We start from the raw sequence: 16,547 nt of genomic DNA, 5'->3' as shown, positions 1-16,547 counted from the left end.
TCTGAGTCGATTTAGTTTGCGCCTTATTGCCCGGCACCAAGCACTGAATCGCTCGAGCTATCGTCTGAACCGATAAGATTACCGTCAGAATCGAGTAGTATTGGTTCACCGTAACCCAGACCGTTCATTCTATCGAGCTGTGAGGCTGCATCACCTACAACTAAATAAATCATTTCTTGTTCATCAAGGAATGTCTCAATCGCGTTATGCAAATCAATTAACTTGGCGTTGATAACAAAATTTTGCTCTTGTTCAATATAATTTTTTGGCTTGTCGAAACGGCTTATTGTTTCAAGCATACTGAGTAAACTATTCAAGGTTTCAAAACGGCGAGAGTTACTCTTAATTGTCATGTTTCTCGCTACGCCAAGATCCTCTTCGGTAAAGGTTGCCCGATAATTACCAATCAAATCTTTAAACACTTCTAAAGACTCCAAGGTGACATTGCTTCTGACTTGAGAAGAGGCAATAAAGGGACTTTGGTAGCCTGTCGCTGGCACATAAGAATATGCACCATAAGTGTAGCCTTTCTCAATTCTTAGGGTTTGTGCAAGTCGGGCACTAATACCACCACCTAGTCTCATATTGGCAAATTCAATTGGATAAAAATACTTATCATTCGCTGACACAACTGTTTTACCAATATAGATGACGCTTTGCTTTGCATTCGGCAAATCAATGAAATAAAGCTTAGGCTTTTCGACATTTTTAATTGATGGTTGTTCAGGAATAGTCACCTGGTCACCATCCCATGCGGACAATTGTAACAAAGCCTTTTCAACCTCAGCCTGCTTCACATCACCAACAACATGAAATGCTGCATTTTTGGGTGTCATGTTGGCAGTGTAGTAACGCTTGAGATCTTCCAGAGATATGTCAGAGACCGTGCTTTGGGTACCTCCTGTTGGAGAACCAGCTAAATGGTCTGCACCATAAAGTTGTTTCATAAAAGCTTGCGATGCAATGGCATTTGGATTGCCTTGTGCCTGTTTAATGCTAGTTAAACGGCGAGCCTTTAAGCGCTCGAACTCGCTGGGATCCCAGCGAGGCTGAAGAAGGATTTCGTTCACTAAAGCCAAAGTGGCCTCAAAGTTTTTCGCTAATGTATTCCCGCGGATGCTAACACTTTCTTTGCCCGCAGAAACACGAATAGAAGCACCCAACAAACCAATTGCCTCTTCTAGCTGCTGAGGCGTCTTGTTGGCAGTTCCTTCATTCATTAACTGCGCCATTAGGAACGCTGTTCCAAGTTTGTCTTTCGTGTCAAGCGCTTGTCCACCAGAAACAGTAATACTGAAATTAACGACTGGCAATTCGGTTTGCTCAATGCCAAGCACTCGCATGCCATTAGTAGAAGCAGACTCCCAGACGTTTGGAATACTTAATGCTGGTAGGTCAGTCAGAGGCGGCTCACTGCGGTCGTGCTTAGTGGGTGTTTTTTCAAAACTAAGCACTTCGTTCTCAACAAACTTTTGTTCTGCGTTGCGCTTAATTTCTTCCTCAACGACATTCGCTTTGGTTGAGCCGGCAAGTACTAACGCTTCATCGGTTTTAGGCACAAAACTTGTAATAATCGCTGGTTTGTTATGGATATACTTTTTGAACACACGCATTACATCTTGTCGGGACACGGCTTTGATGTTTTTAATATCCTGCTTAATGAAGTCAGGTGAACCCGCATACTCATTGTAAATACCCAATTGAAGGGCTTTATCTAGGATGCTCTCAATAGCATAATAGAATGAGGTTTCCGTTTGCGCTTTAATCTTAGCTAATTGCTCGTCAGTAAAACCTTCGGTTGCGAACTTATCCAATGAAGTGTTAATTGCAGCGTACACGTCATCTAGCTTCACACCGGCATTCGCTCTAACGCGAATTGTGAAGGTACCCGCAATTTCTTCTGCTCGGTGATAAGAAGACACGCCGGGCGCCAATTTTTCTTTTTCTACAATTGTCTTATACAAGGCTGCATTTTTACCACTAGACAGCAAGGTGCCTAAAGCGTCTAAAGCGTAGGCGTCCTCGTGGTATTGTTCTACCGTTGGAAAGGTCAGACGAATTTCAGGCAGCTTCGCAAAGTTATCAACATGAAATAGCTTTTTACTTTCTTCAAGCTCGACAGCCCAAGGTTCAATCGGCTCAACCTCTGGACCTGCCGCAATTTCACCAAACCAGAGTTCAACTTTCTTTTTAGTTTCTTCAATATCTATATCACCCGCAATCACAAGCGTCGCATTGCTAGGTACATAGTAGGTATCATAAAACTCTCGAACATCTTCTAGGGTTGCAGACTGCAAATCGTCTAAATCACCAATCACGGTCCAGTTGTAAGGGTGGTCTTTCGGGTAGAGGTTTTTCTTAATAACATGTGAAGTATGACCATAAGCACGGTTATCGACACGCTGACGTTTTTCGTTTTTAACAACCTGTTTTTCACGCTCAAGGGTACCAACATCCACTGTGTTGATCATGTATCCTAGGCGGTCACTGTCTATCCATAAGAGCTTATCAAAAGCGTCCTTTGGTACCACTTCGTAGTATATGGTGCCATCACTCCAAGTACCGCCATTTCGGGTTCCTCCAAGTTCAGGGATCATTTTGCGATTAGCGCCTTTGGGCACATTTTCAGAATCATTGAATGACATATGCTCAAAGAAATGTGCAAAGCCGGTGCGGCCCGGCTTCTCGCGATTAGAGCCGACGTGCACAATCGTTGCCATTGCAACGATAGGATCTGACTTATCTTGATGCAGAATAACATTCAGGCCATTTTTCAATTGGTATTGTTCATACTCAACGTTAAAACCTTCATCGTCCTTGTTGCCAGTACAACTGACAGTCAATGCACCAAATAAGGCGACTGTGCAGATCATTCCAAAAATTTTTGTCATGTTGATTTTCTTATTATTTACATAGTGCTAGATTAGCAAGAGTAGGCCCAAGTGCATAGTTTCTGAGCCAAAATAATTCGTAATTATTCGTAGTTATTTGTAATCAAAATACAGTTTGTTCAAAAACCAATGAGTATTTGTGCTTGAATGAAGATAAGAAAAAAAGGATGAATATCATGAGCTCAACCATATCAGGCAATACAGAGAAGTTTGCAGAATATAAGACATTGAAAGTGACCATCGAGCAAAGCATTGCACATATTGAACTTTGCCGCCCAGCTGAGCTCAACAGTATGACGACTGAGTTTTGGTCAGAACTCCCCGACGCTGTGCGCACGATTGATGAATATGTGCTGGCGCGCGTTATCGTTATTTCTGCGCAAGGAAAACACTTCAGTGCAGGTATGGATTTATCAGTCTTCGCTAATATGGGTAAAGACTTTCAGGGCGAACCAGCGAGACGAGCCGAAAAAGCTCGCCGGATGATCCTAAAACTACAAGATGCTTTTAACGCTCTCGAAGAAGTCAGAATGCCAGTATTAGCAGCTTTGCAAGGCGGTGTTATTGGCGGTGCAGTCGATATGGTCAGTGCTTGCGACAGCAGATACTGTACTGAGGATGCCTTTTTCTGCATTAAAGAAACAGAAATTGGTATGACCGCTGATGTCGGAACCCTGCAACGTTTGCCGCATCTAATGCCACAGGGTCTGGTGAGAGAATTAGTATATACCGGACGTAAAATGGGCAGCCAAGAATCGAAAAATTGCGGCTTGGTAAATCATGTATACCCTGACCAAGAAACCATGCTAAGCGAAGTCATGAAGATCGCACAAACCATCGCAAGCCATTCGCCAATGGCCATAGCAGGTTGTAAAGAAATGCTAAACTACACCCGCGATCATGATGTTGCTAATAGCTTAAACTACATAGCGACTTGGCAAAGCGGTATGCTACAAATGCCAGACGTTATGGAAGCGATGGGCGCCGCGCAAGAAAAGCGTGCCCCCATTTTTAAAGACCTGCTACCTTAACCTTGCATATCCTCTAACGCTCGACCTTTGGTTTCTTGCACGAAGCGCACGACAAAGAAGATAGAAATAAATGCGCATAATGCATAGAAACCATAGGCACCGGCCAAACCAATACTTGCCAACATAATGGGGAACATCATCGTTATAGCAAAATTTGATCCCCATTGTGATAAGCCTGCAACGGCTAAACCAGAGCCTCGAATTTGATTCGGGAACATTTCTCCGAGCATCACCCACATAACCGGTCCCCAACTTAAATTGAAGAAAAATACATAGGCATTCGCTGCTATTAGCGCCACAGTGCCCAAGTCGCCCATTACGAGTGATTTTGTCGCTGGGTCGTAATCTGAATTGGCAAATGCCACAACCATCGTTAGTAAAGTCACAGCCATACCCACTGAACCTATCGTCAGTAAAGGTTTCCGACCCACTTTATCAATGACTTTTAGGGTTATCAGACAAGCCGCAATACTCACACTTGCGCCAATGATATTGATTAACAAGGCGTCAGATTCTGAAAACCCCACTGCTTGCCACAACACCGCGCCATAATAGAAAACAACATTGATACCAACAAGTTGCTGAAAAGTCGCTAATCCAATCCCGACCCAAACAATAGGGCGTACTTTTCCTTTTACTTTGTCGATGAGATCGCTCAGGCGAGGCTTTTGATCTTGAGTCTCCAATGATAACAAAATTTCTTTTTCTAGCGGTTCAACTGCTTCTTTTCCATATAATCTGGCAAGTACTTGTCGTGCCTTGTCTGTTTGTTGACTCATCACCAAAAAGCGTGGGCTTTCTGGAATGAAAAACAACACAAAAAAGAAAATAATCGCGGGGACTAATTCAATCCAGAACATCCAGCGCCAAGCCTCGTAATCCATCCACAGTATTTCGGTAGATAAGCCAGCTTGCTTGGCTAATAGATAATTACTAATAAACGCCGACGTTAAGCCCGCGATAATAGCAAATTGCTGAATGGAAGTGAGTCGGCCACGAAGTCTCGCTGGGGCTATTTCACTAATGTAAGCAGGTGCCATGACGGAAGCGGCACCAACAGCTAATCCACCCAAAATACGATAACAGATAAATTCAATAGAACTGCCAGCAATACCCGAACCCCAAGCGCTAATGATGAAAAATACTGAGGCAACAAGCAGTAAAGCTTTGCGGCCGAATTTGTCGGCTAGCGTACCGGCAAAAAATGCGCCTACAGCACAACCCTAGAGCATGCTGGCGATATTAAAGCCACCAGCAAGATCATCTGTTTGAAAGCTTTTTTCTAAACCGTCGAAAGTACCGTTGATAACGCCGCTATCGAAACCAAATAAAAAACCTCCAATAGTGGCTACACAACTTATCACCACAATGAACAACATGTTCTCATTTTGCTGAAGACTACTACTCATACCTATCCTTTTGTTCTGTCAATCGAGACGCTGGATCTCGGATTGCACTCAAATGTTATCGATATGTTAACACCTTGCTGGTAGCTGTCTAAATTTAATTTATCCATTTAAAAACAAAACTAGTGCGATATGAAATTTCGTAAATCAAGGTCAGCTTATTAAGACAGCCCTCACGCTTCGTCACTTTTCAACACTAAGCCAAAAATCTTTCGTAAGGTTTCAGCTGATTGGAAGCCATAAAATACGGAATACTGATTATTCTGAATGACAACGAAACCAGGCGAGCCATTAAGTTCTAGTGGGTCTCCTTGGTCATCTGCCAAGTCAGCTAGGGTATTGGGAAAAATGCCAAGTGTACTCATCCGCACTGGGATGAAATCTTCATTGAGTGTGTTAATAATATCGGCTTCTACGAACACTTCTTTTTTCATTTTTTTGCAAGCCGAGCAGAACGTCATTTCGCCGAAGACAAAAATCGGCTTATCAGAATCGAGTTGCCTTGCATCTTCATAATCAAGCCAATTAATTTCTTGGCTAGCTTGAGCTGGTAACACAGTAAAAATAGCAGCTAAAAAGATTGCGGAGATGGCCTTTTTGGCCTGAAAAAAAGCGTACTTTGACCTTGAATTAATGCGTAATGAATTGGCATGTGAATGTGAAAAAAACATATATGTACTCAGTTGGATTAGGGGACATGTCACAAGACCGTGAGAAAAGTATTTTTCATTCATGGACTAGGCGATTAATCATGACACCAGATACAGTCGAGTAGAGACAAAAAAGCTCACTTTACAGTGAGCTTTCTAAGTCTAAGCAAGCGATTGCATAAAGCAATTGGATTAGAATGCAGCGCTAACACCCATAATGAAAGAGCGACCTTGAACAGGAGTTAAATCTTTCAAGAAAGAGGTATGCACTCGCGCTTCTTCATCTGTTAGGTTACTGCCTTTCAAGAATACCGTCACATCAATATCACGCACTGTTGTCACATAATTCACATTGAGGTCAACCAACGTATAACCGTCGGTACTAGACTCAAACTCCGCAACACGGTCTTGTTCGAAGTAGTGGTTTACTGAAAGCTCGGCTTGCCAGTCATTTGTTGCATAATTGGCACTAGCGCCTAAGCGTGTCGGAGGTGTACGTGGTAGATATTTTCCGTCTTCAGCATTCGCTAGTTTTGTTCTAATCATATCCCCTTGTGCTTGGAAGCTAAGTGACGGCGTTGCTTGCCAGTTCACCTGAGCTTCAAAACCATAAAGGTCAACATCAACCGCATTGAAAACAAACACCGGTAACTCATCTTCATGAGCGTGCTCCTCTTCGTCATGCATTTCATCCATGCCATCTTCTTCGTGTTCTTCGTGCTCTTCACCAGACACAAAACCCGTGTCTGCAGCAAAATAGTAATCATCAACTTGATTATAAAAAGCATTCAATACAAAACCGAAGTCACCACTGAACTTACGAAGCGAAATATCGATATTATTCGACTTTTCAATTTCGAGCTCATTTTCGTTGAAGGCAATGTCCCCCTCATCATCTACAGTGAAAAAAGCGCCCAGTTCGTATGTACTGGTTCCGATATGAGGACCAAAGGAATATAGCTCGGGGCTCGATGGTGCACGTTGTGCGTGAACGAATGATACACCTAGATTATAACCATCAGTGAAATCCCAAACCGCACCTGCAGACAAGCTGATAGGTGTAAAGGTTTCCTTATCACTCCCCGGGTTAGATTCGGCTAATTCGTTATGCTCGTCATGCTCATCATCATGAGCTGCATCATGTTCTTCTTCGTCGTGCTCTTCTAGCAGTTCAATATCACCAATTTGGATCATCGGTACGTCTATCTCAACACGCTCAATTCGCGCACCAAATTGGAATAACACATCACCGAAGTGCTGCTCTTCAATAATACCGATACCGAAGCTGTCTGTTTTTGAAGGTGGTGTAAATGCCTCTTCACCAATCGCTTCAAAATCACTCGACTTATAATGTAGGCTTAATCCGCCACGCCAGCCCATGAAAGGTTGATGAATAATTTCAACACGAGTTTCTTGAGAATCGTTAGCGAAAACGGTGCCAATTTCACCGTTCTCGATTTCAGCATGGGTGTAATCGGTGTATGCAAAGCTGGTGTTTACCGCACTAATCAACGCAGAGTCAATTTGATGCTTACTCATAATTTGATAGCGATTCTGTTGTAAATCACCACGCACAACTTCTTCCATTTCTTCTAGCTCATTGTGCTCTTCACCTTCTTCATGCTCATCATGGGCATGACCCGGAATTCCATATAGACTCGACATGTGTTCAATAGAAATACCAACGAAACCATTGTCCATCAGGTAGCTTGTACCAAATGTTAGACCTTTGCTGCGGCTAGCTGAATTTTCGACGATGCCTTCTACATCACTGTGATGCTCATCTTCATTCTCGTCGTGCTCTTCGCCTTCATGTTCATCATCATGTGCTTTTTCATTTTCTGCATAACCAGGGATACGATAGTCATCTGAATCCCGGTAATAACCCTGTACATTGAAAGCAAAATTTCCAGAACCACCTTTCAGTGAACCAGAGAAACTTTCTTCACTGTTATTCGTGTTTCTTTCAACTAAGGCTTCACCTTCAAAATCATTGTTATCCGGAATACGTTGATCAACAACATTGACAACACCACCAATCGCCCCACTACCGTAGAACAAGGTTGCTGGACCACGTAAAATTTCTATTTGTGTCGCTGTGGATGCATCCGTAGCGACGATATGATCGGGGCCAACACGAGACGCATCGCCTGAATCGAGTCCATTTTGGGTAATAAGTACTCTTGGGCCATCTAAACCACGAATAATAGGAGAGCTGGCAACACCGCCATAAAATGTAGAGTGCACACCTACTTCATTTTTGAGTGTGTCACCTAGCGTAGAAGCTTGCTTTTGACGCAAGTCTTGACCTGCTATAACACTGACAGGTGCGGCGGATTCGATGGTTGATGCATGGAACGCACTGGCCGTCACATCAAAGATTTCAATACTGGAGTTTTCAACATTAATTTCAACATCAAATAAACCGGTCTCAGGTAAAACAAACTCGGTACTGCTGTGAATATGCTTGGCGCTTGCAACATGCACTTCTACCTTACCAGGCTTTACATCATTGAAGGTAAAAGTACCGTCTTTTCCGATAGTCGTACTTTTATTTGTACCCATGATTTGAACCTTACCTGTTGTTAGCACTTGACCGTTCTGGTCTTTCACAATTCCGGTAATGGTTTTGGCATATAAATTTGGTGACATTGTAGCGAGTGCAGCAAGTACAGATACAGAAATTAAAGCAGAAGATTTCATCTTACTATCCATGAAGTTGAAGTTATAAACTAAGCCATAGAGTAAAATGTTATACTGTAACAATGCCTATGTAAAGTTATATCATAACAAAAAGACATTGGAAGTTAATTTTAGTTTACGCACGTTCCTAGGCCGACACGGGGCCCCACAATAGGTATGTTGACGTGTTAGGAAAAAGCGATAGTAGTTTTTGGTCAGTTACTCTTTAGTGACTGTTGGTCTAAAGTCAGTGCTCACAATTGTATTGCGACCTGATGCTTTAGCTTCATACAAGCACTCATCTGCCGTATTTAACAACATATCATGATCAAATTTAACACCATCTGCTGGACTGGTCGTTACACCAATACTTACCGTAACGACTTGATGTATTAAAGACTTCTCATGAGGAATTGCAAGCATTTCAATTTGTTCACGCACTTTTTCAGCGACTAAAGCTCCTTCTGTTTCACTCGAGTCGGTAAGCAGAATAACAAACTCTTCGCCTCCATATCGTGCCACTAAGTCGAGAGGCCTGGCCGCACCGGCTTCGAGCTCGTGTGCGACTTCTCGCAACACCAAATCGCCCTTCGCGTGACCGTAATGATCGTTATATTGTTTAAAATAATCTATATCAATCAAAAGCAAACATATGCTTCGTTTATTTCGTTGGGCGTATTTACATGCATCTTCGTATTTTTTATCGAAGTGCCGACGATTAGAGATCCCCGTTAAACCATCGACCCACGCCATTTTTTCAAGCGCCCTGGTTTTAACAACCAAGTCTATTTGATTCCGCACGCGGACTTGTAATAAAGGCACTACAAATGGCTTTCGAAAGTAGTCTACTGCACCAAGCTCTAAGCCTTTTAACTCATCTTCAGTGCGATTTTGGGAGGTAACAAAAATAATGGGAATGTGCTTCGTTTCAATATCGTTTTTCAAGGCCCTACATACTTCATGCCCACTGATATCGGGCAAGACTATGTCTAACAATATCAAGTCGGGTTTCGTTCGCCTTGCTACACGAAGGGCTTCCTCGCCACTTATCGCTGCAAGAATATGGTAGTCTTTAGAAAGCGCATTATTGATAATCTGAATATTCATGGCTTCGTCATCAACAACAAGGATAGTCGCTTTTTCTTCTATCATTTAGGGCCCAAGTGGTAGTGCTTTACACTCAACCATCGCTAACGGCCTACCCTAGCAAAAGCTTAAGTTTCATATAAAGTCGCAAATATATTTCAAAACATTGGTTATATTAACACCAAATAATGAACTTACAATCAGCTAAGCTCATCGTACTATCGACATAATTTCAATAAACTCCAGTAAATTAGGCGAGCTTACAGTTCCTTTTCTGCAAACTCAGCTAAACGACTGCGTACCACGCCATCTAAATTAAAGGTGGCGCTACCAGAAAAATTCTTAAACTTCTCGACAATGTAGGTAAGCCCTGAAGTCACCGCACTGAGGTAATTACTATCAATCTGGGCCAAGTTACCACCGCAAATAAGTTTAGTTCCCTCACCACAGCGCGTAATGATAGTTTTTAGTTGAGAAGCAGTCAGGTTTTGCGATTCGTCCAATATAACAATGGCGTTTTGGATACTACGACCACGCATGAAGTTAACCGATTTAAACTGAATATTCGCTTTTTCCATGATGTAACTCATTGAGCCTTTCGTGTTCTCATCATTTTTATGTAGGACCTCAAGCGAATCGGTAATTGCTGCTAACCACGGTGCCATTTTCTCTTCCTCGGTACCCGGGAGGAAACCTATCGATTCGGCGATTTCTGGTGTTGAGCGAGTCACAATGATTTTGTCATACATGTTTTTTTCGATCACCATTTCCAGCGCTGCAGCAAGTGCTAACAAGGTTTTTCCGCTACCGGCTGGGCCAGTTAAAACACAGAGGTCGATATGTGGGTCTAATAAGGCATGCAGAGCCATCGCTTGACCAATGTTTTTTGGCGATATGCCCCATGCTCGGCGTGACATCAAACGCTCATAGCCTAAATCTAATACCTCGAGCGTATCGTTATTTATAGACTCAACAATACCAGCGAATTGTTTGGTATCGTCAATTAAAAATTCGTTTATATATGCCTCTGGTAATACACGTTTATCGATAGTGTGGATAGTATCGCGCCCTTCAGTGAAGCTTTCGACACTCGTGACTTGCTCCCAAAAGCTCCCTTCAAATTGGTGATAGCCTTTTGATAAATATTTAATATCGGTAACTAATTGGTCGGTACGATAATCTTCTACTAGCCCCATACCGGCGCCTTTGGCTTTCAGTCGCATATTGATATCTTTAGTCACTAAGACGACTTGCCGAGGTGCTAACTTCTTTTGTAAGTGAAGTGCAACATTAATAATGCGATTATCATTCTCATTGCTGGTAAATACCTGTTGGTTAACTGGCATAGTAAGATCAGCGAATATAGAAAGAGAGCCTGTTGGTGCAGTTTCACCGGCACCTAGGCCATGCATACTCACGCCATCTAGCATTTGCTCTGGCGTGGCATCGTGTAATAAGTCTTCCATAGCACGTATTGAGACTCGAGCATCTCTCGCCACATCCTTTTTACTGTCTTTTATATAGTCGAGTTCCTCAAGCACCGTCATTGGCACGACCACATCATTCTCTTTAAATGACATGAATGCGAGCGGTTCATGAAGGAGAATATTGGTATCGAGGATATACAGCTTAGTATTGGAAAGGTTGACGATAGTAGCATCCGGGCGTTCGCTTGGTGCAGAAGTTCCTTCGCTTTTTGCTTGTTTGCTTTCAGGCATCCGTGACTCCAGTCGTACAGAGTAAACGAATTTGTTGTGTTTACTCTGAGGTGAGAAAACAACACTTCTGCGCGTTAAGTAGATGCCAATGGGCACTTGATGCTGCAAAAATCACATCGCTTTGCGTCAGAAAGTATTGACGACATTTCTACCTTAAATGAGTTTGCTATAATTATCACTTACTTTTTTCAGCTTATTTAGCTTGAGTGCTGACACTGGCCTTAAGGATCAGTACAATGCGCTCCCGTTTTCAGTTTCAACTTGGATTTTTACTATGAGTGCAGCACTAGAATTTACCGTCGGTCAACGTTGGTTGAGCAATACCGAAGCCGATTTAGGTTTAGGCGTTGTGATGGCGGCAGATAACCGAACGATAAATTTGCTGTTTCCTGCTGTCCAAGAAGATCGAACCTACGCGATAGCGCACGCACCGATAACACGCCTTATTCTGAGTGAAGGTGAAAAAGCCTTACACACTGACGGTTGGGAATTGAAGATTGAAAATGTCGCTATTCAAGACGGTCTCTATATATATTCAGGTGTGCGCACAGACACTGAGGAAAAAGCATCGATAATCGAAGTATCCCTAGACCACAATGTCAAACTCAATCAACCTGAAAAGCGCCTTTTCAGTGGCCAATTTGACAGCCCTAAATGGTTTGATATTCGCCATGAGTGTTTGCAGAAACAATACGATCATGCGACGTCTGGTGCTGTAGGACTAGTCGGCGCAAGAGTTGAACTTATTCCACACCAATTACACATAGCCAATGAAGTCGGTAGCCGTTTTGCGCCACGCGTACTGCTGGCTGACGAAGTAGGTTTGGGTAAGACCATTGAAGCTGGCTTGGTTCTCCACCAGCAAATACTAACAGGCAAAGTAAAACGTGCACTCATTGTCGTACCGTCTAGTTTAGTACATCAATGGTTAGTAGAGATGCTGAGACGTGTCCATTTATCATTTTCTGTGTTCGATGAAGAACGATTGGATGCGATGAGTGAAAGTGATGAAAATCCATTCGACCAAGAACAGCTTGTTCTATGTAGTATTGATTTTATTAAACAAGAAAAAGTACTCAAAGAGGCCACGGCGGTAGATTGGGATATCTTAATTGTCGATGAGGCCCATCATTTGCAATGGTCAAAAGAGCATGTTTCGGAAGAATATGCAGCAATTGAAAAACTCTGTCATATCAGCAAAGGTGTTTTGTTATTAACAGCAACACCAGATCAATTAGGTCATGAAAGCCATTTCGCAAGGCTACGCCTACTAGATCCTGCGCGTTTCCATGATTATCAGTCCTTTTTAGAAGAAGAGTCGCATTATGGTGAACTGGCAAGTGCAGTCTCTCCTCTCATAGATAATTTGCACATGGAACAGAGTCATTTAGATGCTTTGAATGCTGCAGCCCCAGGCGAAACCATTACTGATGAAATGTTAGCTAGCGGTGAAGAGCGACAAGCCCTACTTCGTCGCTTAATTGACCAACATGGCACAGGCCGTTTGCTGTTTAGAAATAGTCGCGTCAGTATCCAGGGATTTCCAGAGCGTATCGCACTTCCTGCTCCTCTAAAGCTTCCTAAAGAGTATGCAGTGTCGATGTCACTTGAAGAAGACATTGAGTTAAGCCTGCACCCCGAGCGAGCACCATTAGTTAACGATAACTGGACTAAGTATGACCCTCGAGTCACTTGGCTAGTCGACTTACTTGAAGAATGCAAAGGCGAAAAAGTATTGGTCATCTGTGCTTACGCCTCTACTGCGCTGCAAATGGCTGAATACCTACGTCAGAAAACCGCAATACGCCATAGCGTATTCCATGAAGGAATGAGTATTGTAGAACGCGATAAAGCTGCCCATTTCTTTGCTACTGACGAACAAGGTGCGCAAGTATTATTGTGCAGTGAAATAGGCAGTGAAGGCCGTAATTTCCAGTTTTCTCGCCACTTGGTCTTATTTGATTTGCCAATGGTGCCTGATTTACTTGAGCAACGTATTGGTCGTCTGGACCGCATTGGCCAAAAATACGATATCAACATTCACGTCCCTTACTTCGAGAATACCGCGCAGCACGTTTTATTCGACTGGTATCAAGATGGTTTAGGCGCATTTGAAAGTACGTGCCCTGTAGGTAGTGATGTATACAAACAAGTAAGCACCGACTTACTTGCTTCATTAAAAGACCCTGAAGATACTGAACTGAAACTAGATATTATTCATCAGACTCATGAACTTACTGTAGATTTGAAACGGAAAATCGAACAAGGCCGTGATAAATTGCTTGAATTGAACGCCTCTGGCTTTGGCCAAATTGATGATTTACTTGATCGAATCGTTGCGGCAGAAAATCCGGTAGGTTTAATGAAGTTCATGAGTCGCTTGTTCGATACGCTAGGAGTGACTCAGGAAGATAAAGATGACCACAGTTTCATTTTGCGTCCAACTGAACAACTTGTTCACCAAATACCCGGTTTGACTGAAGACGGGTTGGAAGTAACTTATCAACGCAATACTGCTACTAAATTTGAGCAACTAGGCTTTCTAAGCTGGGACAGTGACATTGTTAGGCATTGCCTAGATTCGGTGACAACCGATGTACTTGGCAAGAGCAGTATTGCCTTTGCTAAAGATCCCGAGCTGCCAACGGGTACCTTTTGGATAGAAACCACGTCTGTGCTGAGCGCCAGCGCAGCTGCTGATTTGCAGCTATATCGTTTTTTACCCCCAACGCCGGTAAGAATCTGTGTAGATGCTAAAAATAATGAAGTCGATATTGAGTTTGAGCAACTCTTCAAAGTCAAACGTAAAATGGCTTTACAATTGCTTCAGGCCCTAGCTGACCCAATTTCTGCAGGGATCGAACAGAGTTTGAAGTTGAGCCATCAAGCGCTCGCTGAAAAGCAGGCAGCCGCTCTACAAGGTATGCAGGAGGAGTTAGATGGTGAAGTGGGACGTTTACGTTCACTACAGAAATCAAACCCGTCCATCCGTGATGAAGAAATTGAATTTGTAGAAGAACAAAGACGTCAGCTAAGCGACATTATCGAAAAAGCGGAACCTTATTTAGATAGTTTGCGCGTTGTTGTGAACAACCCGTAACTCATGAACACAGAAGAGCAACGATAATCCAATGGCGCTATTGAGTTACGAGCCACCGACAAATCCCTATCTAAAGATACTGTATCAAGATGAGGATATTCTGGTGTGCGATAAACCCAGCGGGCTATTGACTGTGCCAGGCAAAGCGCCCGAACATAGAGATTCGCTTCAAACCCGTGTTCAACGAGTGTTTCCTAGCGCAACGATAGTCCATCGTCTCGACATGGCAACGTCAGGTATACTCATTTTGGCACTCAATAAGCCAGCCCACGTGCATATTTCGAGACAATTCGAAAATAGGCTCACTTCTAAGCGCTATTTCGCGAGAGTGTTTGGTCATCTTGAGCAGGAACATGGCAGCATAGATTTACCGTTAATTTGTGACTGGCCAAATCGGCCTAAACAAATGGTTGATCACGAACGTGGAAAACCCTCGCAAACACACTATCAAGTGGTAAGCCGTGATGCTTACTCCACTCTAGTTGAGCTAACACCGATCACCGGTCGTTCTCACCAGTTACGCGTGCACATGCTAGCATTAGGCCACCCTATATTGGGTGATAGGCTGTATGCTCATGAAGCTGCTTTGGCGAAGAGCCAACGGCTCTGCCTACATGCACAAATGCACCAATTCGCCCACCCCTCTAGCGAACAGGTAATGCGTTTTGAGAGTGATCACGACTTTTTCGCAGAGCCATAAGGGAACCACAAGAAAACCATCAACGCGAGCTTCACGTTCCTCCATCCCAGCATCGCAGGCAATGGCCAAATACCTATATTCACAGTGTACTGAAGCATTATCACTCAGCTTTTAAGTTTCCAAGCTTGTTGGTCGATAAAGGAAATTAGTCTCTTACAAATTTAGATAACTAGTGAAAGCCAATTACCTTTTATCGATACTCATCGTTTTTATTGTCATCGCCCTGGATTCGACCTCTGTCAGGGCGCAAACGCTTAGCTTCAATAATTTACTCACGAAAGATATCGAACAAGGCCTACACCAAGATGAGTACGAATTGATAGAAGTTGGTGACAATCGTTTACCTATCTTTATTCAACGCTCCGAATTGCCGATAAACAAAGGGCTTATTTTTATTCTGTCAGATGCCGATGTTCCATTTGGCAAAAGTAACTCTCTGCATCAACTAGCAGGTATTTTACCAAAAGCTGGCTGGACAACGGTGCTACTTCCCTCATTAGGGCTTCAACTGGGCCCAAACATTGCCTTTCCAATCACCGAAGATACTGACACAGAGGAAGATATAAGCTCACCCGAAAACCCAGAGGAAAATCCAGAGGAAAACCGAGAAGAAGAAAACCAAGAAGATGAAAATGATGCGGTAGAAAGTGAAGAGAATACTCAGAATGTGCAAGAGGAAGAACCTCAAGAAGTCGCTAAGATAACGAATAGGCGAACCCTTCAAAACAGTATTTCTGAAGCACAATTAGTTATCTATGCAACCGAGGTTGAAGCATATTTACAGTCAGGATTTGAGCATATGTCTACCACGATGGGTCATCGCATCGTGCTAACTCAAGGCATTTCAGCTGCGACGATTGTGAAGCTTGTTGCTGATGGAAACCCATCATTTCAGGAGGTCGATGCGTTAATTGTGCATAGTCCATATTGGCCAATTCGAGAGCTAAACAAGCGAGTCCCCAGTATTGTTGCACAAACAGAGATTCCCGTTTTAGATTTGTTCAGTGAATGGGATAACGCTTGGAGCAAGCAAACGCGCAGAAACCGCCAAGTTGCAGTCAATACCGAACTAAAGGAAGTGTATCGTCAGGTTGAGATTGTTGGTCAAGAACTGGATGCTAGCCAAGCAGATTACATTGCTAAGACGATTAAAGGTTGGACTACGTATTTAGGTTGGTAATGGTTCTTTCGATTTTTTGTTACTGATTAAAAACTTTTGAATAACAGATAGATAGCTAGAATAGAGCATTGCTCCGAAGTAAGTTTCCAAACACTACCTATAC

9 protein-coding genes and 1 pseudogene are annotated in these 16,547 nt (G+C 43.0%); 4 read left to right on the top strand and 6 right to left on the bottom strand.

Going from position 1 to position 16,547, the window contains the following annotated elements:
• Window positions 1-23 precede the first annotated feature (23 nt).
• Window positions 24-2,891 carry a M16 family metallopeptidase gene (locus tag RM544_RS07835; protein ID WP_311361205.1) on the bottom strand — a complete coding sequence of 956 codons (2,868 nt, stop codon included), beginning with the start codon at window positions 2,889-2,891 and terminating at the stop codon, window positions 24-26.
• A 176-nt stretch (window positions 2,892-3,067) separates the two neighbouring features.
• Here RM544_RS07835 and RM544_RS07830 point away from each other — a divergent pair, with 176 nt between their 5' ends.
• Entirely contained in the window at window positions 3,068-3,922 is an 855-nt protein-coding gene (locus RM544_RS07830; RefSeq protein WP_311361204.1) for a crotonase/enoyl-CoA hydratase family protein, read from the top strand.
• Here the strand turns inward: RM544_RS07830 and RM544_RS07825 are convergent.
• From RM544_RS07825 to RM544_RS07805, 5 genes and pseudogenes are all read right to left on the bottom strand, one after another.
• A pseudogene (locus tag RM544_RS07825) lies at window positions 3,919-5,331 on the bottom strand (sugar porter family MFS transporter). The gene RM544_RS07830 and the pseudogene RM544_RS07825 sit on opposite strands and share 4 nt — an antisense overlap.
• Before the next feature lie 170 nt (window positions 5,332-5,501).
• Entirely contained in the window at window positions 5,502-5,999 is a 498-nt protein-coding gene (locus RM544_RS07820; RefSeq protein WP_311361203.1) for a thioredoxin fold domain-containing protein, read from the bottom strand.
• A 171-nt stretch (window positions 6,000-6,170) separates the two neighbouring features.
• Window positions 6,171-8,681 (bottom strand): TonB-dependent receptor, encoded by a 2,511-nt coding sequence (locus tag RM544_RS07815; RefSeq protein ID WP_311361202.1) that lies wholly within the window; start codon window positions 8,679-8,681, stop codon window positions 6,171-6,173.
• Between the two features lie 198 nt (window positions 8,682-8,879).
• Window positions 8,880-9,812 (bottom strand): diguanylate cyclase, encoded by a 933-nt coding sequence (locus tag RM544_RS07810; protein ID WP_311361201.1) that lies wholly within the window; start codon window positions 9,810-9,812, stop codon window positions 8,880-8,882.
• Between the two features lie 194 nt (window positions 9,813-10,006).
• Window positions 10,007-11,464 carry a PhoH family protein gene (locus RM544_RS07805; protein ID WP_311361200.1) on the bottom strand — a complete coding sequence of 486 codons (1,458 nt, stop codon included), beginning with the start codon at window positions 11,462-11,464 and terminating at the stop codon, window positions 10,007-10,009.
• A 274-nt stretch (window positions 11,465-11,738) separates the two neighbouring features.
• Here RM544_RS07805 and rapA point away from each other — a divergent pair, with 274 nt between their 5' ends.
• The 3 genes from rapA (at window position 11,739) to RM544_RS07790 (ending at window position 16,444) form a co-directional block, all read left to right on the top strand.
• Complete coding sequence (gene rapA, locus RM544_RS07800; protein WP_311361199.1) at window positions 11,739-14,564, top strand: RNA polymerase-associated protein RapA; 2,826 nt, start codon at window positions 11,739-11,741, stop codon at window positions 14,562-14,564.
• A gap of 31 nt (window positions 14,565-14,595) precedes the next feature.
• A complete protein-coding gene (rluA, locus tag RM544_RS07795) occupies window positions 14,596-15,264 on the top strand; it encodes a bifunctional tRNA pseudouridine(32) synthase/23S rRNA pseudouridine(746) synthase RluA (RefSeq protein WP_311361198.1) in 669 nt (222 codons plus the stop codon).
• 172 nt (window positions 15,265-15,436) lie between these two features.
• On the top strand, window positions 15,437-16,444 hold the full coding sequence (locus tag RM544_RS07790; RefSeq protein ID WP_311361197.1) for a DUF3530 family protein: 1,008 nt from the start codon (window positions 15,437-15,439) through the stop codon (window positions 16,442-16,444).
• Window positions 16,445-16,547: the final 103 nt, after the last annotated feature.

The sequence above is a fragment of the Brumicola blandensis genome (assembly GCF_031846165.1).
GTDB classification, from domain to species: domain Bacteria; phylum Pseudomonadota; class Gammaproteobacteria; order Enterobacterales; family Alteromonadaceae; genus Glaciecola; species Glaciecola blandensis.
This window is presented reverse-complemented; position numbering and strand designations above follow the sequence as displayed.

Bases quoted from the DNA above. Each gene is read 5' to 3' on its own strand.
- RM544_RS07835 (WP_311361205.1), bottom strand. From the start codon at position 2,891: ATGACAAAAATTTTTGGAATGATCTGCACAGTCGCCTTATTTGGTGCA.
- rluA (WP_311361198.1), top strand. From the start codon at position 14,596: ATGGCGCTATTGAGTTACGAGCCACCGACAAATCCCTATCTAAAGATA.
- RM544_RS07830 (WP_311361204.1), top strand. From the start codon at position 3,068: ATGAGCTCAACCATATCAGGCAATACAGAGAAGTTTGCAGAATATAAG.
- RM544_RS07820 (WP_311361203.1), bottom strand. From the start codon at position 5,999: ATGTTTTTTTCACATTCACATGCCAATTCATTACGCATTAATTCAAGG.
- RM544_RS07810 (WP_311361201.1), bottom strand. From the start codon at position 9,812: ATGATAGAAGAAAAAGCGACTATCCTTGTTGTTGATGACGAAGCCATG.
- rapA (WP_311361199.1), top strand. From the start codon at position 11,739: ATGAGTGCAGCACTAGAATTTACCGTCGGTCAACGTTGGTTGAGCAAT.
- RM544_RS07815 (WP_311361202.1), bottom strand. From the start codon at position 8,681: ATGAAATCTTCTGCTTTAATTTCTGTATCTGTACTTGCTGCACTCGCT.
- RM544_RS07805 (WP_311361200.1), bottom strand. From the start codon at position 11,464: ATGCCTGAAAGCAAACAAGCAAAAAGCGAAGGAACTTCTGCACCAAGC.